Raw genomic sequence first — 22,179 nt, 5'->3', positions numbered from 1 at the left:
GTCGCAACTTTGCAACGTAAACAAACATTAAAAATGAAAAACTATAAAACATTAATTTTTACAGCAATGATAGGCTTTCCTTTGTCCTTCTCTGCGCAAACTGTTCCTTCATTCAAGGAATTGGTAGAGGCAGCGATGAGTAAAGATGCTACCATAGAACAACAAAACTTAGAGTCTAAAGCAAATGGATTAGACCAACAAAAATTAAAAGACATTTTCTTACCCAAAATTGAAATTTCAGGAAAAGGTGAATATTTAAATGCTACGGCTAAATTCCTTTCACCAGAAATTGCCATTCCTGCGATTAAGCCTATTTTTCCGGGGGCTGTTTTTCCAGAAGGAACTTTTGACAATAATTTTACTTTGTCGGGTTTTGATGCAGCCGCAAAAGTTGAAGCAAAAGCGCTTCTTTATTCTGGCGGAAAAGTAAAATATCTGAAACAGGCTTTGACCGAGAAAAATAATGCCACTCAAGCTTTGCAAGTCAAAAATCAAGATGAAGTCATTACTCAAATTTCTAAAGCTTATGATCAATTTGCGCTCGTGATAGAATCTAAAAAAGTTTTAGATGAAAGTAAAAAACGTCTCGATGCCAATAAAAAAACAGCAGAAAAAGCCTTAGGTTATGGTTTGATTACTCCTTATGATTACAAAAAAATAGAATTGGCACAAGCTACTTTGGATTCTAAAATGGTAGAATACGAAGGCAAAAAAGAGTTGCTGATTACGCAATTAAATGTTTTAACGGGAATTGACAAAGAGAGAATTGCTCTCATCAATCCTGATTTAGAAAAAATAGATTATTTGGTAACCGATAAAACCATCGAAAATAGAGCAGAATTAAAAGCTTTGGATTTCGGGATTAAAGCCATTGATGCCAAAATAAAAGCCGAAAAAACCTGGTGGATTCCGAAAGTGCAAGCCATGACTTCACTTTCATACATGGGATTTTATAATACCAATCTTTCTTCATCTAAAGAATTAATGCCGGGAACTGGCGCAAAGTTAGATTACGATTTAACCAATCTTAATTTATTGCCGATTTTTCAAGCGGGAATTGGTTTTAAATGGGATGTTTTTGATGGAAATGAAGGAAAACACGAAGTAGAAAAAGCAAAAATAGAAAGAGAGATTTTAGAAAGTAAAAAATCTGATGCAGAAAGAAAATTACAACTCAATTTAGCCAATAATCAAACCAATTACAACATTGCAAATGCTCAAGTAGATTTAAAAGCAAAAGCGAAACAAATTGCTAAAAATGCAATGACACAAGCCGAAAAAGAATTCAGATATGGGTTGATTAAATCTACTCAATTGATAGAAGCAGAAAACGATTTAGAAAACGCAGAATTAGAATATCAAACTGCTATTTTCAATCAAAGAAGAGCAGCGGTAGAACTTATGAAATCTACTCAAAATTTAAACTTAGAAAAACTATAAAACGATAAACATTAATCAATTAAATATTTTAATCCAATGAAAAACTATATTGTAAAATCTTTATTTTTAGTAACCTTACTTTCTCTCGGAGCTTGTAAAAATGAAACTCCACAACAATTAACTGAAGGAAAAACCAAAAAAGAAATTGTTTCTTTCGCACCAAAAGTTACAGGTAGAATTTTAAAAATTTATGTAGAAGAAGGACAAACCGTAAAAGCAGGAGATACCCTCGCAATGTTAGACGTTCCAGAAGTTTCAGCGAAAATTGCTCAAGCAAAAGGAGCAACTGCTGCAGCAACTGCACAAGCACAATTGGCGAAAAACGGCGCAACTGCAGACCAACTTCGTCAGTTAAAAGCCAAACAAAAAGGTTTAGCAGAACAATATGAATATGCTCAAAAATCTTTTAAAAGAGCACAAAACATGTACAAAGACAGTTTGCTTTCTCCACAAAATTATGATGAGGCTTTCGCAAAATTACAAGGCGCAAAAGCTCAATATGACGCAGTAAATGCAGAGTTGCACGATGTAGAAATCGGTACAAGATTAGAAAAAATAGAAATGGCAATTGGTCAAGAAAATCAAGCGAGAGGTGTTCTCCAGGAAGCTAATGTAGCCTATTCTGAAAGATATATTATCGCAACCAATGATATGGAAATTGAAACCATTTCTCTAAATGTAGGCGAATTGGCAACTGCAGGTTATGCGTTATTTAACGGCTACATTCCGAACTCTACTTATTTCCGTTTTACCATTCCAGAAAGTAAAATTTCTAAATATCAAAAAGGAATGACCGTGAATATGAAATCTACTTACGGAAATCAAGAGTTTTCAGGGAAAATAGTTTCAATCAAGCAATTGACAAAATACGCAGATATTACCACTGCTTTCCCCGATTATCAACCAGAAGATGCGGTTTACGAAATTAAAGTAATTCCTGCAGATAGAGCAAAAGTGAATAATATTTTGGTGAATTCTAGCGTAACTTTAAAATAATCTTAACTCAAAAATTTACAAAAATGAAACAGTTAAGATACCTTTTAAAGAGAGAGTTTCATTTGTTCTTCACGAATAAAACCATGCTTTCTGTATTTTTTATCGCACCCATTTTTTATGCGCTTTTATTAGGTTTTACCTACGAAAAGGGAAAAGTGACAGACATTCCAGTAATTGTAATTAATCATGATCAAACTCCTTTGTCTAACCAAATTGTTGACATGTTAGATGATAATCAAACGCTTAAAGTACTGAATTATGTAGAAGAACCAGCGATTTTGAAAGATGAGGTCATCAAAACAGAAGCAGGAGCAGTAGTGATTATTCCTGAACGTTTCGAGGCGAATATGCTGCAAAAGAAATATCCAGAAATTAACGTTTATCTCAATACTTCGAATGTGTTGACCGCTAATTTTGCTTCAAAAGCGATTCAATTAACCTTGGGTACTTTTTCAGCAGGTGCCGAAATGAAAGCTTTGCAGAAAAAAGGAATGAATGCAGACCAAGCAAAAGCCAATATAGAACCTTACAAAGCCAATTACATTACGCTTTTTAACACCACGAGTAATTACTTAATTTTCATGTGGCCAGCAATGATGGCGGTGGTTTTACAGCAAGTCATTCTTTTGGCAATGGCAGTTACTTTTTCCGAGGAATTTAAAAGAGATTCTTTCATAAAAGACTTTGCAGGGAAACACAAATATGCGATTTTGGTAATGGCGATTAAATGTTTACCCGTTTGGATTTTCTCCAATTTAAATATTTTGGTTTTTTACTTATGCAGTTTGTATTTTAAAATTCCACTTCCAGAAAACGCCATGAATTTCTTCTTGATAACAGCAATTTTTGTAGTAGCGGCAACCAATTTAGGAGTTTTGGTGAGTATTTTGGTTCCAGATGCGCTCAAAGCGACTCAGATTTTAATGGTGATTGCGTCTCCAGCGTTTATTATCAGTGGATTTACTTGGCCAAGTTATGCCATGCCAGATTTCATTACTTATTTCACTAAAATTATTCCTTTAACCCCATATTTAGAAGCATTGAAAATTATGGTGGTAGAAAAAGGTTCAGATTTTTTAACCAAAAAATATTTCTGGCACTTATTTATTCTAGGTTGGGTTTATTTCCTTTTAGGCTGGATTGCATTGAAAATCAAAATCAAAATGCTATTTAAAGCCTATCATCTCTCTGAAGATTATGACGACCAGAGGTTCGTTTAATCCATATAGTTTTTTATTAATGTTTATTCGAAGGCGTTTTCAGGTAACTGAGACGCCTTTTTTGTGTAATTTTGCCAGAAATTTAGTTTTCATGAAATTAATTCAAGAACTTAATAAACACATTAAGATAGATGCAGAAATAGAGCGTTTTTTAAATGAAGAATGTGAAACAAAAGTCTTTGAAAAAGGAGAAATATTGAGCAAACAAAATCAATATAATCATACCGTTTTCTTTGTAGATGAAGGTTTGCTAAGAATGTTTTACTACGAAAACGGAAAAGATATTACCACCAATTTTTATTCTGAAGGCAAGATTACGGCTAATATAGATACGCTTTTTAAGAACCAACCTACTAGAAATAACATTGAAACCTTAGAAAAATCTGTAATCACTACTTGTAATTTCAATAAATTAGAGGAATTATGTTCGGTTTCGCTTACTGCGGCAAATTTCAGCAGATATATTCTAGGAAACTTAATGATACAGATGTCTCACAGAATTTCTTCGCTGCAATACATGACGGCAAAAGAAAAATATATTCAACTTTTGGAAGAAAATCCTAATATCATTCTCAGAGCTCCATTAGGAATGATTGCTACTTATCTGGGAATTTCTCAGGAGACTTTAAGCAGAATTAGAAGTGATATTTAAGGTTAAAAACATTTTTTATTTTTTAAATTTTATAACATTTTTTTGATTCTTTTGATAGGCATTTTAGAAATTTCAATTAACTTTGAGATTCTCTAAAAATAAAATCCATGCAAAACGTTTTTGATACACAAGATGCGCAAGAGTACATCAATAGAATCAATAATTTAACACCTGAAACCCAAAGAAAATGGGGCAAAATGAGTGTAGACCAAGTTTTAGCACATTTAAATGTAGCCTATGACTTGACTTTCACGCCTGAAAAATTTCCAAAGCCTAGTTTTATTGCTAAATTTTTGCTTTCGAGGTTTGTAAAACCGAAAATCACCAACGAAATTCCTTATAAACCTAGTTTGCCAACAAGTCCAGCTTTTATTATTGCAGATGAAAGAAACTTTGAAGAAGAAAAAGCCAAATTAATTGGCAATATTCAGCGTGTGCAACAATTGGGTAGAGAAGCTTTCGAAGGAAAAGAAAACATTAATTTCGGGAAAATGACAGCTCAAGGTTGGAATAATATGTTTGCGAAACATCTCAATCATCATTTAGATCAATTTGGAGTTTAAATTCTGAGAGAAGGCTGATAAATTTCAGCAACATTAATCCATATATTTTTTGTAAATTCGAGTATAAATAATTGTTCAATCTTAAAAATGATAACGCTATGCACGATAATGTTAAAATCAGCGTAAAAGTAAACGCACCAATAGAAAAAGTTTGGGATGCGATTACGAATAGAGAACAGATGAAAGAATGGTATTTTAATATACCAGACTTCGAATTGAAAGAGCATGCCGCTTTTAATTTCTATGAAGGAGAAGATAAAAAATTACACCATCACTGCGAAATCGTAGAGATTATTCCTCAGAAAAAATTAAAACATTCTTGGACATATCCTGATTATACCCATGATAAAACGTTAGTAAAATGGGAGCTTCAACCAGAAAGCAACGGAACGCTGGTTACTCTTACACACAAAGGTTTAGAAAACTTTGATCATCTAGGCGCTGATTTTAAGAAAGAAAATTTCCAAAACGGTTGGGACGAAATCCTAAACAAAGCTTTGAAAAATTTTGTTGAAAACTAAAATTTCTTAAAATTTATTAAATATTAGGCATCATTCTTATAGAGTGGTGCTTTTTTTGTAATTTTGAACTAAATAATTTAAGAATGAAAAAAACACTTTTCGTAAGTATATTTGCCCTATTTTTATTAACTTCATGTAATAAAGACAAAGAGATTTTAGACGCTCTTAATACCTATAATACAGAAATGGAAACCAAAGGTTATCATTTCGGGGACAAAATAAACCTACCCAAAGAAGTTACAGAAAACGCAGAAAGCATCAGCATCAGTTTTGGAGACAAAGAAACCAGCGATTTAGTAGTAGATCCAGCATTTTTTACATTAGGAGATAATGCGGTAACCATCAATATTACCAGAGATGGAAAAGTGCTGAGTCAAGATGCTACCATAAATGTTTTCGCCAAAAATCCAGAAGCGCAATTGACTTATGAAATCGTAGCAGAATATCCTCACGATAAGGCTAATTTTGTGCAGGGATTTCAGTTAGAAGGTAACACCATTTATGAAAGTGATGGACAAACCGGACAATCTAAAATTTTAAAATATACATTAGGTCAAACCAATGCTACAAATTTTACAGCTCAACCCGCAGATGTTTTTTCTGAAGGAAGTACGGTTGTAGGAAACAAAGTGTATCAACTGACTTGGCAAAATAAAAAAGGTTTTATTTATGATAAATCATCACTTAAACTTTTGTCAGAATTTCCTTATCCTAATGTAATGGGAGAAGGTTGGGGTTTAACGTATGATGGTAAAAATCTTATTGCTTCAGACGGAACTAAAAATCTATATTTCTTAGATGTAAATGACCCTTCTAAAATGGTGAAATACATCTCTGTAGCTGGAAATACTGAAGTGTATGACAGTATTAATGAATTAGAATATCACGACAATTCTATTTATGCGAATGTTTGGCAAAAACCATATATTCTAAAAATTAATCCAAAATCTGGAGAAGTTTTGGCGAAAATAGATTTTTCAGAAATTGTAAAAAAACACAACACAGGAACAGATGATGTTCTAAACGGAATTGCCTTCAAAGGGCAAAACATGCTCGTTACAGGAAAAAATTGGGACAAAATTTATGAAGTAAAAATAAAGTAAATTTTATACTGAAAGTTTCTGGTTTTTTCTTTACAATACATTTTATAAACACAAATGCCATGAAACGATTATCATTTATTTTTACATTTATTTGTGCTATACTTTTTGCACAAAAAGAATTCCCTATTATCATAAAAGATAGTATTAGAGATGTTCTTATAGACGATTATGAGAATATTTATGTGTATCGCAACAGCGATTTGAGTATTCTTAAATATGATTCTCTTGGTCATAAAAAAGCACAAGTCATGTTTCCGCAACCGTTTAAAATACAATCGGTTGAAAACCCTCTGGATATTTTTTTGTTCTCAGAAAACGGACAAGAAATTAAAATTCTAGATCAGAATCTTAATGAAATTCAGTATCTAAACCTATACCAAAAATTTGGACATATAAAAGCGGTTTATTCGCAAGATTTACAGTTTATTTGGGTATTAGATTCAGCTCGAAAGCAATTAATACAGTACAATTATCGACAGGATAGCATCATCAATATATTTCCTTTTGATATGGATTTGAGTACTGTGGTAGATTTTATCGTTTATCAAAATCATTTATACCTACTCAGAGAGAAATGTTTCAGTGTTTATGAGCTCAAAGGTGCCCAGAAATATTCTATCGACATAGAAAATGGGAAAAGACTAAGACGTGAAAATGATAAAATATACGTCATAGAGCAAAATACCATTTCACTCTACACACCAGCTCAATTATTCTATCCTGTATTTTCTAAAGAAAATTTTATCATTGTGGAAAAAAACAGCAATCATTTTTTGGCATTGATAGATGACAAACTTTATCTTTACGGAATAGAAAAATAGAATCGATGCATATTGCTGTTACTGGAAACATAGGCGCGGGAAAAACTACTTTAACTACAATGTTGTCAAAACATTATGGTTGGGATGCGCAATTTGAAGATGTAGATCATAACCCATATTTAGAAGACTTTTACGAAGACATGAGCAAATGGAGTTTTGCGCTCCAAATCTATTTCTTAGGAAGCAGATTTCGTCAGGTAAAAGAAATTAGAGAAAGTGGTAAAAATATTGTTCAAGACAGAACCATCTACGAAGATGCGTATATTTTTGCGGAAAACTTAAATGATATGGGCTTGCTTACCGAAAGAGACTTTAACAATTATTCTTCGGTATTTCATCTGATGAAATCCTTTGTTTCGGCACCAGATTTGCTTATTTATTTAAAGTCAGATGTTCCTAATTTAGTAAAGAAAATCTACAAAAGAGGAAGAGATTATGAAGCCAGCATTAGCATAGAATATTTATCTAAACTGAACGAAAAATACGAAAAATGGATTTCTAACTACAAAGAAGGAAAACTACTGGTAATAGAAGTAGATGATTTAGATTTTGTAGAAAGACCAGAAGATTTCGGGTATATTTTAGAAAAAATAGAAGCAGAATTGCACGGACTTTTTTAAGCATTAGCGTTGTAGAATGATTGAGAATTAGAGAACATTGATAAAAATCCATCATTAAACATCTAATATCCAAAATATATGATCACTATCTTACATAATAATCGCTGCGGAAAATCTAGAACTGCCTTGCAGTATTTAGAATCTAAAGGTGTGGCATTTGAAGTAAGAAATTACTTAGAAAATCCATTGTCTGAAGTAGAAATAGAAGATTTATTATCTAAACTAGATACTTCAATACATAACATTATCAGGAAAAATGAAGATTTGTGGAAAGAAAAATTTTCAGAAACAACCTATTCTGATAGTGGTTTAGTTTCTATCCTTGCGAATTATCCTAAACTTTTGCAAAGACCAATTGTCATTAAAGATAATAAAGCCATCATCGCAAGAGATATAGAAAATTTAGAAAAATTTTTATAAAATAAACAAAAAAGCGAACTCACAAGAGTTCGCTTTTTTTATCTAAATTTTTTTATTTTCTTATTAAATCATCTAAAGCAGCATTTAAATCTGGGTATTTAAAAGTAAATCCTGTTGATTTTATTTTCTCGTTTGACGCTCTGCTTCCATCTAGAATAATCGTAGACATTTCTCCCATAATCAGTTTCATCATGAATTCTGGAACAGGAATTGGCAAGAAAAATTTGTTTGATTTTTTAGCCATACTTTTCATGAAAGTCTCATTGGTCACCATTTCATCTGCTACCGCATTGTAACTTCCATTGTATTGAGGGTTCTCTATCGCTTCTACATACATATTTGCTAGATCTTCTATATGAATCCAGTTCATCCATTGTTTTCCTTTTCCTACTGGCGAGGCCAAATTAAAATCAGTCAATTTTTTCAATGGAACGAAACTTCCACCTTCTTTTGCCAAAACCATTGCTGTTCTTAGGCAAACCACACGCTCTGCAATTTCAGAAAATTGATAAGCAGATTTTTCCCAATTAAGCGAAAGTTCAGCTAGAAAATCTAGTTTTTTGATGGGAGAGTTTTCAGTGAGAATTTCATCGCTGGTATACGTTCCGTAATAATTAATTCCAGACGCTGAGATAAAGCTTTTTAGTTTGATTTGATGCTTTTCGCAGTAAGATTTGAGAAGATTAGCAGCATTAATTCTAGAGCTGTAGAGTTCTTTTTTATATTCTTTTGTCCATCTTTTGGCAATGGTGGCACCAGCTAAATGAATGATGGCTTCTATGTTTTCAAAAGCAGCATCTTCTATGAAATTTTGATCAGGATTCCATTGAAATTCATTAGGTTTTTCCGATTTTTTTCTGGTCAAAATTATAATTTCATGACCATTTTCTTTTAGTTTTCGAACTAAGTATTTTCCGATTAAACCAGTGGCTCCTGTGATTAATATTTTCATAGATTTTATAATTTAAGATTTTTAGATGTGAGATTTGAGAAATTTGTACTTCTGTCTTCCATCTTATAACAACATCCTACAACATAATTACGCCCTCAATTTTGGCAACTTCTTGATAAAGTTTGATGACATGGTCTGCATCGAGCACAAAACATTGTATCGTAATGCTGATGTATTTTCCGTTACTGCTTTCTCTTGTAGAAAAAGTATTTTTGGTGCCGTCAAAAACTTTATAAATTTCTGTAAGTTTTTCTTGATTGTTGACAATGATGAATTTATAAAGATAATCTTCAGGGAAATTGTGGTTTTTCTCTAAATTTATTTTTAAAGAAGCATAAAATTCTGCTTGTTCATCAAATGGTTCGTTTCCTGTTACTTCTATCATTGTTTTAAAGTGTTGTTTTCCAGCCAGTTCAATTTAAAATAAGTTTTAATTGTTTTGGCTTTCAGTTCTAAAAATTTTTCTTGGGTTTCTAATAGTTTGTTTTCTCTGCTGTTAATTAAGAAAAGTGAACTTTCACCATTAGAAAATTTTATTTCTTCGGCTTTTAAAAGCCTTTTATAATTCTCAATGAGCGATTCATTATTTTGAGTTAAAGATAAGAAATTGCCTATTTCTGCATTGTAAGTCTGTATTTTGGTTTTTAATTCTTGGTTTTTAAATTTTATATTCTCATCATTCTGGAGAATTTTCAGCTTAATGTTTTGATAATCAGCACGAGCTTCTCTCATGAATATGGGTAACTCCAATTTTATACCATATTGGTAATTATTGTCAAAAAGTGGCAGAATGTCCTGATTTTTAAACTCTTTATTGTACAAATTGTAGTTGAAATTGATTTTAGGAAGAAAATTTTGCCATTTTAGTTTCCTTTCTAGTTCCAAAGATTTAGATTTTTCAAAATAATAATTCAGCGCATAATGTGCATCAATATTTTGTAGAATTTTTTCTGTGATTATAAAATAATCTTGGGTAAACTGAGTGTTGAGTTGTTCACTCGGTTTGGTAAACAATGGAAGATTATAATTTTCACCGTTTTCTTTCCAAAGAAACTGAGAAAGTTCTATGGTAGAAATGTTATACTTGTTCTGAGATTCTATGGTTTTGGCTTCGAAACTTTGCAGTTGCGTGAAAGCTTCTACGGTATCTATGGCTGGTCTTTCTCCCAATTCAAAAGATTTTTTGACCAATTGATATCTTTTTTTGTTGAGGTCAAGAACTTTTTTGTTCAATTTACCCATTCCCAAAAACTAAAATTTGCTTCTAAAAGGATTTCATTTTTGAGCATTTCTTGCTCGTAAAAAGTCATTTTGCTGAAATTTTTCGATTGCTGAATAGCGGTTCTTCGTTTATTGTAAACCAAATCTCTCGCAAGTGGAATGCTTATTCCTACATGATTTAGAACGCCTTTTGTTTCTTCATTATTCAGTTTATTTCCCGCCAAATCATTGGTTCCAATGTTGAAGTCTATTCCGTACCAAGTTGGGAGATTCAGTTCTATGTTTTTTTGAGTGTAATAAAGCGTGTTGTCTATTCTTTTTTCTCCAATTTTTGCAGAAATATTAGGGTCAAGTAAAGCTTTGGCTTTCAAAATATTATTTTGAGCAATATTTTTTTCCCAATCAGAAATTTTAATAATCGGATGATTTTTTTGAACCCAAAAAATATAATTTTCATAGCTCAAAGCAATAGAATCTTGAGCGAAAAATTGATAAGACGTGAAAAGAAAAATAAGCAATAAAATTTTATTTTTTCTCATTCTTTTGGGTATTTACTTGATAATAATCTGGTGGAAAACCATTGATATTTCTCCATATCTCGTACCAAATAGGCACATCATTCAGAATGGCAATTCCACTGGCTCCTGTACCAATTTTCATGTTGGGTGGCCATCTTTTTTGAGTTTTATCTTCGGCAACAATCGCTTTAAATAAACCGTTTTCACTGATGGAATTTTCTATGGCAATAATTTTTCCAGAAAAAGTTCCGTAGCTAGAATTAGGCCAACCCGAGAAAACAATCGCAGGAAATCCATCGAAAGTGAGCATCACCTTTTGGTTTTCTCTGATAAGCGGTAAGTCTACAGGTTTCACATAAATTTCTGCGATGTAGTCTATATTTTTCGGAACAATAATTCCGATGGTTTCTGCGTCTTTTACAATTTCGCCAATTCCAGCTTTCGTTAGTTGTGTAATTTGTCCGTCTTGTGTTGCCAAAATGTAATACAAGCCTTTTCTAACTTTGTAGGTTGCCACCTGATTTTCTAATTTTGCAATGTCACCAGTGCTTCCTGCTACTTGTCCCATACTTTGGAAACGATCACCTTCGGTTTTACTTAATTTTTCAGTATATTCTTGAATAACAGAGTTTTGTTCTATATTTTGAGCTGCGATTTCTTGTTGAGTTTGTGCCAATTTATTCTCCGCAGAAGTTTTCTTGGCTAGAGCATTTTGATAACTTACATTTCGTTGTTGCAACTGAGTAAGAGAAACCAAACCTTCTTCATACATTTTATTCTGACGATTAAGCTGGTCTTGAGCAATTTTTAATTCATTGTTTACCGCGGTAAGTTCGGCTTGTTCTGCTTTTAACTTATTTTCTAACTGAGCAATTTTAATTTTAATTTGATTCAATTTTAAATCTTTAGCGGCAGTAATGGCTGCAATTTGGTTTTCTGTGGTAGAAATTTTTGCATTATAGTATTCTCTAACTCCTTTTTTTGCCTGAACTTGTTCCTGAGTTCTTTCTACCAAAAGTGGGTCTAGATAATCGTCTTTAATTTCAGAAATTTGAAGAATGGTATCGCCTTTTTTGACTACATCTCCGTTTTTTACATACCATTTGATGATTCTTCCAGGAATAGGAGAGTTGAGTTTTTGAGGTCTTTGCTCCTGATATAAGGTAGAAACATTTCCTTGAGTTTTTATATTCTGAGTCCAAGGTAAAAACATAATGAAAACAAATGCTAAAAATGTAAATAAAAACCATTTGGCAACATTTGAATTCTTATTAATATGATAAATATTTTCGAGTGATTTTAGTTGCATCATTTTATTTTTTAGTTTCTAATTGACCATTAATCAAGTGAAAATGTTGATGAGCTTTTTTGATAAAGTCATCATCTTGAGTAACCACAATAATGGTTTTTTCCTTTGCTAATTCTTGTAAAAACACCATCATTTTTTCCTTGATTTCTTTAGAAAGTCCGTCATAAGGATCTTCTAAAATGATGATTTTATTGTCTGTAGCAAGAGCTCTTAGAAGAAGGATTATTTTCTTATTGCTGTAAGAAAGTTGAGAGGTTCCATCTTGAATTTTGGTCAAAAATCCGTTGGTAAATTTAGTCCCGATATCATCAATTCCTATTTTTTGAGCAATATGATTGATTTTTTCTACAGTTATTTTTTCATTTCCCAGTTGAATATTTTCCAAAACCGTTCCTTTGAAAACATCTATATCATCTGTGTGAATACTGATTCCTCTTCTGATTTGGTCTTGAGTTAAATTTTTAGAAGAAACATCATTGTATAAAATGTGACCAGAAGTAGGTGCGTAAATCCCAGACATTAGATTGATGAGCAATGATTTGCCTGAAGAAAGCTCTCCAGAAATTACATTGATGCTACTTGGTTGAACTTTGAAATTTAAATTTTTCAGAATGTTTTCATCTCCAAAACCAAAAGAGACGTTTTTAAATTCAAAAGATTGAATATCATCTTTGATATGGATAATATCGCTTGTTTCATTTTCTAGTGGCAAATCGGTAACCTTCGAAAGTTTGCTGAGTGCCGTAATGACATCATAATAACTTTCTAAACTTTTAATGAGTTTTTCTACGGCGGTTAAAATGGTAAGAACTACAATTTCTGCAGCGATAAATGCGCCAATATTTAGCTTTTGGTTGACCAATAGATAGGTTCCAATCACCAACATAACTAGTGTAATCAAAACTTTGAAGAAAATGATGGTTTTATATTGAAATAAAAGAACTTTGAAATGATGCGTTCTGTAACTCAGATAATCCAGTAGTCTGTCATCTGTCTCTCTAAGGTGAAGGTTGGTGTGTTTATTGGCTTTGAAAGATTTCACAGAACTGGCAATATCTTCTAACCAAGAAGCGACAAAATATTTCTTTTCGCTTTCGATTAAACTTGTTTCTATGCCCTTTTCAGAAGTATAATTAAAAATCAAAACGACTCCTACCAATACAATTCCTCCAAAAGCTAAAAACCATGGGTGATAAAAAGAGAGGAGAATAATCCCAAATAAAATATGAATAATAGCGGTAGGAATTTCGAGGAGAATTTTAGAAATCCCTTTTTGTAAATTTTGAGTGTCAAAAAAACGATTGATAAGTTCTGGTAAGTAGTATTGATTGGTCTTTTCGAGTTTTATTTTTGGTAAAGTTTCCGAAAAAGAGATGGCGTATTCTACGAATATTTTTTGTTGAATTTTTTCGATGATTTCCATTACTTTCACCCTGAAAAATCCTACCAACCACGTTCCAAGAACTACAAATGCAATGAGAATATAGATAGAAGTAACCATAGTTGCACCCATTGCAAAACTGATGATGGCTTGTATTCCCAGTGGTAAACTCAGCTGAACGAGACCACTTAATATGGCATAAAAGTAAATATTGAGAACATCTTTTCTTTCTTTAGTAATATACTTCAGAAGCCTTTTTCCTTGCTCTTTTGCCGTCATTGTGTTTGAAATTTTGTCAAAAGTAATGCACAAAAAAATCAATTGCAATAGCTCGCAATTGATTTTACATATCATGATATTGAAAACCTCTATTTCAAAATATTCATAGGATTTTCTGGATTTGTTTTTTCATAATTTTCTACAATGTTGAACAGTCCATTCACCATTTGTTCTGCAGCTAGATTGCTCAAACTTGAACTTGCTGAATTAGTAGAATTTTGATTTCCTAATAAACCGCCAAGCAAGTTATTTCCTTGTAAAGCAAGATTTACACTTCTTACAATTCCGTATTCATTGAGTTTCGCATCTACTTTTGGAGCGATAGCAGCCATTAATTGTGCACTGGTTTTTTGTTTAAGATAAACCGTTGCAGCACCACTTCCACCTTGTGCAATTTGTTGAGCTTCTGCTGATGTCATGTCATTAATCGCATTGATTAAAATAGGTTCTGCAATCGGTGCAATAAAAGCAGCAACGTCTGCAATGTATCCTTTTTCCTTTTGAACCAAATTACTTAAGCCTAATTTTTCTAGAGTAGAATTAATATCTTTCAGCTGTTGCGGAAGTGCAGCATTAATCAATTCATTGCCCAAGAAACTGTTTTTATCTTTAAAAATTCCTAAACCTTTAGAAACGCCACCAATTAAAATCTTTTTAAGAACCGAAAGTCCTACTGTAGTGGCAATCGTCATACAAGATTGCGTGGTAGTGGTAATAATTCCAACTGAACCTAGTGCTAATCCTGCAGCTAAAATATATTTTTTCATAATAATCTTTTTAAGGGAAGTTTTCAAATATCCTGCCAAAGTTAAAGCTTTGTGTTATAATATTTAAGAGAATTATTACATTAATATTTCAAAATTTTCTCTACAGCTTCTGCCAATTCTTCATTTGGCATAAATTGGTCTTCGAGCTTTTTATTGAACGGAATTGGCGTGTCCATAGAAGCTACACGTAGAATAGGAGCATCCAAATCCTCAAAACAATGTTCAGTAATGAGTGCAGATAGCTCCGCGCCGAATCCACAAGTTAAAGTGTCTTCATGTAAAATAATCACTTTATTGCATTTTTTCACTGATTCGTAAATAGTATCTGTATCCAATGGAATCAACGTTCTTAAATCCACAATTTCTAATGAAATTTCAGGATTTTTCTCTGCAAATTCTAGAGCGATATGAACTCCTAAACCGTAAGTAATAATCGTAAGTTCATTACCTTCTTTTACTTTTCTGGCTTTCCCGAAAGGAGTAGTGTAGAATCCTTCTGGAACGTTTCCTTTCAGACTTCTGTATAATTTTTTATGTTCGAAAAACAATACTGGATTTGGATCTTCAAAACTTTGAATCAATAAACCTTTTGCATCATCTGGAAAAGCAGGATATGCGATTTTCAGTCCCGGAGTTTTGGTAAACCAAGCTTCATTACTTTGAGAGTGAAAAGGACCCGCTCCAGTTCCCGCTCCAGTTGGCATTCTTACCACTACATCAGCATTTTGATTCCATCTGTAATGGGTTTTTGCCAAGTTATTGATGATTTGATTGAAACCTTCCGTAACAAAATCTGCGAACTGCATTTCTACCATAGATTTGTAGCCATTAATGCTTAATCCTAAACCAGAACCTACAATCGCAGCTTCGCACAATGGCGTATTTCTCACTCTTTTTTTGCCAAATTTTTCAACAAAACCTTCTGTAATTTTAAAAGCGCCGCCATATTCTGCAATATCTTGTCCCATCAAAACAAGATTGGGATGGTTTTTCATGGAAATTTCTATGGCTTCAGAAATCGCATCGATGAATCTTATTTCTCTGTTTTGTAATTTTTCAGGTAAGATTTCGTGATTATCAAAAGGTGCGTAGACATCTTCTAATTCTGTTTTTTTATTCGGAATGATTTCTGGTTCTGCGATGGTTTGGTCTAGTGCTTCGTCTACTTGTTTTTTATAAGATTCTTTAATTTCTTCAATTAAATTTTGATTTAAAATTCCTTCAGAAAGTAAGAATTGTTCATAGTTATAAATCGGGTCTTGTTTTGTCCATTCTTCAATCATTCCTTCTGGGTAATAAGCTGTTCCTGAAGCTTCTTCGTGACCTCTGAGTCTGAATGTATTGCACTCTACCAAAACAGGTCTAGGGTTTTTTCTGATGCTTTCTGCTAAATGTCTGAAAGTTTGATAAACTTCCAGAATATTATTTCCATTAATAGAATGGGCTTCTATTCCGTAGCCAATTCCTTTGTCTGCGAATGATTTGCATCTAAACTGTTCACGAGATGGAGTAGAAAGTCCCCATTGATTATTTTCTACTACGATGATGACAGGCAGATTCCAAACGGCAGCTGTATTTACGGCTTCGTGGAAATCACCTTCAGAAGCGCCACCATCACCGGTGTAAACCAAAGTGCATTTTTCTTCCTGATTTAATAAATGAGAAAGTGCAATTCCGTCTGCAATACCCATTTGTGAGCCCAAATGAGAAATCATTCCCACAATTTTGAATTCCTGAGTTCCGAAATGAAAACTTCTGTCTCTCCCTTTGGTGAAACCATTCATTTTTCCTTGAAACTGAGAAAAAAGTCTATCCAATGGAATTTCCCTTGAAGTAAAAACGCCTAAATTTCTATGCATGGTCAAGATGTATTCTTCTTTGTTCATCGCAAGAGCAGAACCTACAGAAGTGGCTTCTTGTCCCCAACTAGAAAACCATTTCGAAATTTTACCTTGGCGTAAAGCAATGAGCATTTTTTCTTCTATGGTTCTGGGTAAAACCATTGCTTTGTAAAGGTAGAGTAGTGTTTCTTTATCAAGATTTTCGGTGTTGAAATTCATAAGGAAAATTTAAACTCAAAAATAATCAAATGTGATGAGAGCAACAATTTATAAATTGCCAAATTTTCAATAAAGTGTAGATAAATTATCTATTTGTGAATTGAAAAGCATAAAAAAACGCTCTCAAAATCTTGAGAGCGTTTCTAATATTTATAAGTCTGAGTCTTAAGCTTCAGTGTTTGCTTCTTCAGCAACTACATCAGAAACAACTTCGAATTCATATTCAAATTCTACATTTCTGTGAGGTCTTACTTTAGCAGAGAATTTACCTGTTCTCTTGATAGTGTTTCCAGGGATTTTGATGTATTTTTTGTCTACTTCTACACCAGCTTTAGCTAATTCTTCAGCTAAAGTCGCATTGTTAATAGAACCGAAAATTTTATCACCTGTACCTACTTTTGCAGCGATAGAGATAGTAGTAGCTTTTAGTTTTTCAATGATTGCAGTTGCAGCAGCGATTAACTTAGCTTCTTCTTCTTTTCTAGCTTCTAAAGTAGCTTCTAAAGCAGCTTTATTTTTAGGAGTTGCAAGAAGTGCATAACCTTGAGGGATTAAGAAGTTTCTTGCATAACCTGGTTTTACTTTTACAGTATCAAACTCAAGTCCTAAGTTTTCTACGTCTTTTTTTAGGATAATTTCCATTGTTGTTGTCCTTTTTTGTTTTAAAAAGTTAGGTTTAGTAAACTAAAACCAACAATTTATTTTTTGTTAATAATTATTTTAATAAGTCTGCTACGTAAGGCATTAAAGCTAAATGTCTAGCTCTTTTGATTGCTGCAGAAACTTTTCTTTGATATTTAAGAGAAGTACCTGTATATCTTCTTGGTAAAATTTTACCTTGTTCGTTTACGAACTGTAATAAGAAGTCAGCATCTTTATAGTCTACGTATTTAATACCGTATTTTTTGAATCTACAGTATTTTTTATCAGATTTAGTATTGATATCAAGTGGAGTAAGGAATTTTACTTCTGATTCACCTCCAGCTGATGCTTGTTTTGCCATTTCGTCGATTGCCATTTTTGTAAATTTTTTAAGGGTTAAAAATTAAGCTTTAGCAGTTTTTACTTTAGCTCTTCTTTTTTCAGCGTATTCAACGCCATGCTTATCAAGCTTAGTAGTTAAGTAACGGATTACTCTCTCGTCACGTTTGAAAGCAGTTTCTAAACCTGCAACTACAGTACCTTCACCTTTGAATTCAATCAAAGTGTAGAATCCATTCTTTTTTAATTGAATAGGATAAGCTAATTTTTTAAGACCCCAATTTTCTTTAGCAACGATTTCGCAGTTGTGCTCTTTTAAGAAGTCTTCGAATTTTTTAACTGCTTCCTCCACCTGAGCGTCAGATAGAACGGGAGTTAAAATGAAAACAGTTTCGTAATTGTTCATAATGTTAAAAATATTTGTTAATTATTTCGAGGTGCAAAAGTATTGAAACTTTTTGAAATACACAATATTAATGCTATAATTTGTTGGTTTGATGATGTTTTAATGGCAAAATTTAAAATTATTTAGCCAAGTTTTCTATTCCAGCTTTGTCTAAACGGAAAACCGTCCATTCGTCCATTGGTTTTGCACCTAGGGATTTATAAAATTCTATAGAAGGGGTGTTCCAATCAAGTACGCTCCATTCTAATCTGCCACAGTTTCTTTCTTTTGCAATTCTTGCCAGTTCTACTAAAAGTGCTTTTCCGTAACCTTTTCCGCGAGTTTCTGGTTCTACAAAAAGGTCTTCTAAATAAATACCAGGTTTACCAACAAACGTTGAAAAATTATGAAAGTACAGTGCAAAACCTACAGGTTTTTCGTTTTCTTCTGCGATGAGAACTTCTGCAAATTTTTTCTCAAAAATATTGGTGCGGAGTTCTTCTACGGTTGTAATAACGTCGTTTTCTAGTTTTTCGTAAACGGCTAATTTGTAAATGAGGTCAAAGATGGTTTGTGTGTCTTCTGGCGTTGCTTTTCTGATGTGGAAGTTTGACATTTTAAATTTTTTTCAAAAATAACAAATTTTTGCCGAAAATATAACTAGCCCCGATTGAACGGTATGTTTGAGCTCTTTTTAAATTTTTTTGCTGGGGATTTTGTTGGTAAAAATTTAAAAAAAGCGAGTAGTGAAAGCGGGAATGGCTACAAAAAAACCTCCGAAAAATTTCGAAGGTTACTTTTATCTTTTTATTGGGTTTTTAAATCTCTGTATTCATGTCCCAATTTTGTAGGTAATCATGAACGTGTTTTAGGAACATTCCGCCAAGAGAACCGTCTACAACTCTGTGGTCATAAGAATGACTCATGAACATCATTTGACGGATGCCAATCATATCTCCATCTTTGGTTTCGATAACTGCAGGTTTTTTTACAATGGCACCAATTGCCAAAATCGCAACTTGCGGTTGAGGAATAATAGGCGTTCCCATTAGATTTCCGAAAGTTCCTACGTTTGAAATGGTGTAAGTAGCACCTTGAGTATCTTCTGGACGAAGTTTTTTGTTTCTTGCTCTGTAAGCCAAATCGTTAATTGCTTTTGCTAATCCAGAAAGTGATAATTGGTCAGCGTTTTTAATTACAGGAACGATAAGGTTTCCGTCTGGCAAAGCAGTTGCCATACCGATGTTGATATTTTTCTTTTTGATGATTTTGTCACCATCTACAGAAACATTAATCATTGGGAAATCCTGAATAGCTTTTACCACTGCTTTCACGAAAATAGGCATGAAAGTCAATTTTTCGCCTTCACGTTTTTCGAAAATATCTTTGTGTTTTGCTCTCCATTTTACAACATTTGTTACGTCTGATTCTATGAAAGAAGTAACGTGAGGCGAAGTTCTCTTAGAATTAACCATAGCATCTGCAATGATTTTTCTAACTCTATCCATCGGGATAATTTCGTCACCTTCTGAAACCGGAACTGGCACAGATTGCGGTGCAGCAGCAACTGGCGCAGTTATTTGAACTGGCGCAGTAACTGGAGTAGAGGTGCCTCTATTTTTTACAAAAGCCAAAATATCTTCTTTGGTAATTCTGCCTTCTAAACCAGAACCTTTAATGGTTTTAAGTTCTGTTTCAGAAATGTTTTCTTCTTGAGCAATAGATTTTACGAGTGGAGAAAGATATACATCTCCCGAAAATTCTTGAGGAGTAGAAGTGTTAGCTAAAGGTTTTTCTAATTCTTTTACTACTTCTGCAGCAGGAGCTTCAGTTTTAGGTTCTTCTATTTTCTGAGTTTCAGCAACTGGTGCAGCTTCTCCTTCTCCTGCGATTTCTAAAATAGCGATTGCTTCACCAATTTTAGCAACTTCGTCTTTATGTTTTAAAATTTTTACAATTTTCCCAGAAACTGGTGTAGGGATATCAGAGTCTACTTTGTCGGTAGCAATTTCTACCACAGAATCATCTTCATTTACGGTGTCGCCTTCATTGTATAACCAACTGATAATAGTAGCTTCCATCACGCCTTCTCCCATGCTTGGAAGGATTAATTTGTATTCTGCCATTTTACTTTTTGAATTTTCACAAAGATAAAAATTTTTTGGAATTACGAATTAATAAAAATTAGATACTTTTTTTATGAATTTTTTAATGGAAGAATTTTGGTGTTTTAAGTAAGTTTCAGAAATTTATTTCTCATGTGCTTTTAAAAATCAATACTTTTGTTTTAGAAAATACAGTCAGTTATGAATTTACACATTGTAGCATTATTTAGATTTAAAGAGAATCATCTTTTTGATGCGATAGAATTATTGAAAAAGTTAGTAATAGAAACCAGAAAAGAAGAAGGCTGTTTGCAATATGATTTGGTAGAAGACCGAGAAAATAAAGGCACTTTTTTCATCATTGAACTTTGGGAAACCGAAGAACATCACCGTTTACATGCAGGAACGGAGCATCTTTTTACTTTTAGACAAAACGCATCTCCGCTGATGGAATCCCAAACCGAAGTTTACAGAGGGACGAAAATTTTTTAAAAAGAATAAAAAAGCGAAACTTAAAAAAGTTCCGCTTCGAAAACATCTTGAAAATGTTTTTTAATTTTTTCTTTTACTTCTTCTAAATCTATTTCACGTTCAAGCTCTCTTTTTAGAGAAGTAACCGCTTTGTCTTTAATTCCGCAAGGAATAATGTATTCGAAATATCTTAAATCTGTATTTACATTTAAGCCAAAACCGTGCATAGTCACCCATTTTGAAGTTTTAACGCCCAATGCACAAATTTTTCTAGCATAGGGTTTTCCTACATCTAACCAAACTCCAGTTTCGCCAACACTTCTTTCGCCTTTTAAGCCGTATTCTGCAATGGCTCTGATGATTACTTCTTCCAGATTTCTCATGTATAAATGAATATCTGATTTGAAGTTGTCTAAATCCAAAATCGGATAACCTACAAGTTGACCGAAACCATGATAGGTAATGTCTCCACCGCGATTAGTTTTTACGAAAGTAGCATCTATTTCTTTCAGTTTACTTTCATTAGCAAGCATATTGTGCTCATCACCAGATTTTCCTAAAGTGTAAACATGTGGGTGTTCTACAAACAGTAAATAATTAGGAGTAGTTTCTGGTTCTTGGTCTTCGTTTTCTCTGTTTTTGATTTTAATGGTAATGATTTCATCCATTAAAGACTGTTGATATTCAAAAGCCTCAAGATAATTTTTAAGGCCCAATTCTTCGAATTTTATTCTTTTGTTTTGTGAAGCGTTCATTTCTAATTTTTGGTTCACAAAAATAAGTTTTTTTTAACAATTATGCTTTGAATAAATTTTTAAAAAATCTGATATGATTTTTAGCATTTTGAAAAAAGGGAAGGCTTTATTCACTAAATTTGTGAAAATTTAAAAATAATAAAATATTATATCTATGAAAAGAATAATTTTAACATTAGCTTTAGGAACATTAGTAGCGGTTTCTTGTTCTAAAAAAGAAGAGCCAGTAAAAGAATCAAATGTAATGTTGCCAGAACCTACAGAGCAAACTGCTGCTACAGCTGCTGCAACTCCTGAAGAAGAAGGCAAAAAATTAATCGAAGGTTCAGATTGCCTTACTTGTCATAAAGAAGATGCTAAATTAGTAGGTCCTGCTTATCAAGATGTAGCAGCGAAGTATACTGAAGCAGATATTGATATGTTAGCAGATAAAATTATCAATGGTGGTAGCGGAGTTTGGGGAGAAATTCCTATGGCTGCACACGCTGGTATGGATAAAGAAAATGCTAAAAAAATGGTGAAATATATTCTTTCACTTAAAAAATAAACAATTGTACTAATTGTGATTTTAACAGAAGGCAACCTTTTTTGGGTTGCTTTTTTCTTGATTAAGCTAATTTTTAAGAAATTTAAAAATTC

General features: G+C 32.8%; 26 protein-coding genes. 12 read left to right on the top strand and 14 right to left on the bottom strand.

The features are described 5' to 3' along the window. The first annotated feature begins 33 nt into the window (after window positions 1-33). From N7277_RS10370 to N7277_RS10325, 10 genes are all read left to right on the top strand, one after another. Complete coding sequence (locus tag N7277_RS10370; protein WP_274779474.1) at window positions 34-1,440, top strand: TolC family protein; 1,407 nt, start codon at window positions 34-36, stop codon at window positions 1,438-1,440. A 36-nt stretch (window positions 1,441-1,476) separates the two neighbouring features. Continuing rightward, window positions 1,477-2,436, top strand: coding sequence for an HlyD family secretion protein (locus N7277_RS10365; RefSeq protein ID WP_274779473.1), 960 nt, complete (start codon window positions 1,477-1,479; stop codon window positions 2,434-2,436). A gap of 23 nt (window positions 2,437-2,459) precedes the next feature. Then, on the top strand, window positions 2,460-3,656 hold the full coding sequence (locus tag N7277_RS10360; RefSeq protein WP_274779472.1) for an ABC transporter permease: 1,197 nt from the start codon (window positions 2,460-2,462) through the stop codon (window positions 3,654-3,656). A gap of 91 nt (window positions 3,657-3,747) precedes the next feature. Continuing rightward, window positions 3,748-4,308, top strand: coding sequence for a Crp/Fnr family transcriptional regulator (locus N7277_RS10355; RefSeq protein ID WP_274779471.1), 561 nt, complete (start codon window positions 3,748-3,750; stop codon window positions 4,306-4,308). 107 nt (window positions 4,309-4,415) lie between these two features. Then, a complete protein-coding gene (locus N7277_RS10350) occupies window positions 4,416-4,871 on the top strand; it encodes a DUF1569 domain-containing protein (RefSeq protein ID WP_274779470.1) in 456 nt (151 codons plus the stop codon). 98 nt (window positions 4,872-4,969) lie between these two features. Continuing rightward, on the top strand, window positions 4,970-5,392 hold the full coding sequence (locus N7277_RS10345; RefSeq protein ID WP_274779469.1) for an SRPBCC family protein: 423 nt from the start codon (window positions 4,970-4,972) through the stop codon (window positions 5,390-5,392). Between the two features lie 83 nt (window positions 5,393-5,475). Then, window positions 5,476-6,495: a glutaminyl-peptide cyclotransferase gene (locus tag N7277_RS10340; RefSeq protein WP_274779468.1), complete on the top strand. Its 1,020-nt coding sequence runs from the start codon at window positions 5,476-5,478 to the stop codon at window positions 6,493-6,495. Between the two features lie 59 nt (window positions 6,496-6,554). Then, the gene (locus N7277_RS10335; protein ID WP_274779467.1) at window positions 6,555-7,316 is read left to right on the top strand and encodes a hypothetical protein; all 762 of its coding nucleotides are present in this window, start codon (window positions 6,555-6,557) and stop codon (window positions 7,314-7,316) included. A 5-nt stretch (window positions 7,317-7,321) separates the two neighbouring features. Then, window positions 7,322-7,936, top strand: coding sequence for a deoxynucleoside kinase (locus N7277_RS10330; RefSeq protein ID WP_274779466.1), 615 nt, complete (start codon window positions 7,322-7,324; stop codon window positions 7,934-7,936). A 78-nt stretch (window positions 7,937-8,014) separates the two neighbouring features. Continuing rightward, on the top strand, window positions 8,015-8,356 hold the full coding sequence (locus N7277_RS10325; RefSeq protein WP_274779465.1) for an ArsC/Spx/MgsR family protein: 342 nt from the start codon (window positions 8,015-8,017) through the stop codon (window positions 8,354-8,356). A 52-nt stretch (window positions 8,357-8,408) separates the two neighbouring features. Here N7277_RS10325 and N7277_RS10320 read toward each other — a convergent pair whose 3' ends face one another. The 13 genes from N7277_RS10320 to N7277_RS10260 form a co-directional block, all read right to left on the bottom strand. Then, window positions 8,409-9,308, bottom strand: a complete 900-nt coding sequence (locus N7277_RS10320; RefSeq protein ID WP_274779464.1) for a TIGR01777 family oxidoreductase — start codon at window positions 9,306-9,308, stop codon at window positions 8,409-8,411. A 76-nt stretch (window positions 9,309-9,384) separates the two neighbouring features. Continuing rightward, the gene (locus tag N7277_RS10315; protein ID WP_274779463.1) at window positions 9,385-9,693 is read right to left on the bottom strand and encodes a DUF493 domain-containing protein; all 309 of its coding nucleotides are present in this window, start codon (window positions 9,691-9,693) and stop codon (window positions 9,385-9,387) included. After that, complete coding sequence (locus N7277_RS10310; RefSeq protein WP_274779462.1) at window positions 9,690-10,541, bottom strand: TolC family protein; 852 nt, start codon at window positions 10,539-10,541, stop codon at window positions 9,690-9,692. The genes N7277_RS10315 and N7277_RS10310 overlap by 4 nt, the downstream gene beginning before the upstream one ends. After that, complete coding sequence (locus N7277_RS10305) at window positions 10,538-11,068, bottom strand: TolC family protein (protein WP_274779461.1); 531 nt, start codon at window positions 11,066-11,068, stop codon at window positions 10,538-10,540. Before N7277_RS10305 ends, N7277_RS10310 begins: the two co-directional genes overlap by 4 nt. Then, complete coding sequence (locus N7277_RS10300) at window positions 11,055-12,359, bottom strand: HlyD family secretion protein (protein ID WP_274779460.1); 1,305 nt, start codon at window positions 12,357-12,359, stop codon at window positions 11,055-11,057. Before N7277_RS10300 ends, N7277_RS10305 begins: the two co-directional genes overlap by 14 nt. Before the next feature lies 1 nt (window position 12,360). Then, window positions 12,361-14,016 carry a peptidase domain-containing ABC transporter gene (locus N7277_RS10295; protein ID WP_274779459.1) on the bottom strand — a complete coding sequence of 552 codons (1,656 nt, stop codon included), beginning with the start codon at window positions 14,014-14,016 and terminating at the stop codon, window positions 12,361-12,363. Window positions 14,017-14,105: 89 nt separating this feature from the next. Further along, window positions 14,106-14,783 (bottom strand): DUF4197 family protein, encoded by a 678-nt coding sequence (locus tag N7277_RS10290; protein WP_274779458.1) that lies wholly within the window; start codon window positions 14,781-14,783, stop codon window positions 14,106-14,108. A gap of 80 nt (window positions 14,784-14,863) precedes the next feature. Beyond that, window positions 14,864-16,843 carry an alpha-ketoacid dehydrogenase subunit alpha/beta gene (locus tag N7277_RS10285; RefSeq protein WP_274779457.1) on the bottom strand — a complete coding sequence of 660 codons (1,980 nt, stop codon included), beginning with the start codon at window positions 16,841-16,843 and terminating at the stop codon, window positions 14,864-14,866. Window positions 16,844-17,008: 165 nt separating this feature from the next. Further along, window positions 17,009-17,485 carry a 50S ribosomal protein L9 gene (gene rplI, locus N7277_RS10280; protein ID WP_274779456.1) on the bottom strand — a complete coding sequence of 159 codons (477 nt, stop codon included), beginning with the start codon at window positions 17,483-17,485 and terminating at the stop codon, window positions 17,009-17,011. 73 nt (window positions 17,486-17,558) lie between these two features. Further along, on the bottom strand, window positions 17,559-17,861 hold the full coding sequence (rpsR, locus tag N7277_RS10275) for a 30S ribosomal protein S18 (RefSeq protein WP_274779455.1): 303 nt from the start codon (window positions 17,859-17,861) through the stop codon (window positions 17,559-17,561). A gap of 27 nt (window positions 17,862-17,888) precedes the next feature. Next, on the bottom strand, window positions 17,889-18,230 hold the full coding sequence (gene rpsF, locus N7277_RS10270) for a 30S ribosomal protein S6 (protein ID WP_274779454.1): 342 nt from the start codon (window positions 18,228-18,230) through the stop codon (window positions 17,889-17,891). A 118-nt stretch (window positions 18,231-18,348) separates the two neighbouring features. Continuing rightward, entirely contained in the window at window positions 18,349-18,825 is a 477-nt protein-coding gene (locus N7277_RS10265) for a GNAT family N-acetyltransferase (RefSeq protein ID WP_274779453.1), read from the bottom strand. Between the two features lie 202 nt (window positions 18,826-19,027). Further along, window positions 19,028-20,335, bottom strand: coding sequence for a dihydrolipoamide acetyltransferase family protein (locus N7277_RS10260; protein WP_274779452.1), 1,308 nt, complete (start codon window positions 20,333-20,335; stop codon window positions 19,028-19,030). 180 nt (window positions 20,336-20,515) lie between these two features. Here N7277_RS10260 and N7277_RS10255 point away from each other — a divergent pair, with 180 nt between their 5' ends. Then, window positions 20,516-20,806, top strand: coding sequence for a putative quinol monooxygenase (locus N7277_RS10255; RefSeq protein WP_274779451.1), 291 nt, complete (start codon window positions 20,516-20,518; stop codon window positions 20,804-20,806). Between the two features lie 20 nt (window positions 20,807-20,826). Here the strand turns inward: N7277_RS10255 and lipB are convergent, their stop codons facing one another. Beyond that, entirely contained in the window at window positions 20,827-21,540 is a 714-nt protein-coding gene (gene lipB / locus N7277_RS10250) for a lipoyl(octanoyl) transferase LipB (RefSeq protein WP_274779450.1), read from the bottom strand. 154 nt (window positions 21,541-21,694) lie between these two features. Between lipB and N7277_RS10245 the strand changes: the two genes are divergently transcribed. After that, the gene (locus N7277_RS10245) at window positions 21,695-22,087 is read left to right on the top strand and encodes a c-type cytochrome (RefSeq protein WP_274779449.1); all 393 of its coding nucleotides are present in this window, start codon (window positions 21,695-21,697) and stop codon (window positions 22,085-22,087) included. The last annotated feature ends 92 nt before the right edge of the window (window positions 22,088-22,179 follow it).

It is taken from the genome of Cloacibacterium sp. TD35 (genome assembly GCF_028864635.1).
Lineage (GTDB): Bacteria > Bacteroidota > Bacteroidia > Flavobacteriales > Weeksellaceae > Cloacibacterium.
This window is presented reverse-complemented; position numbering and strand designations above follow the sequence as displayed.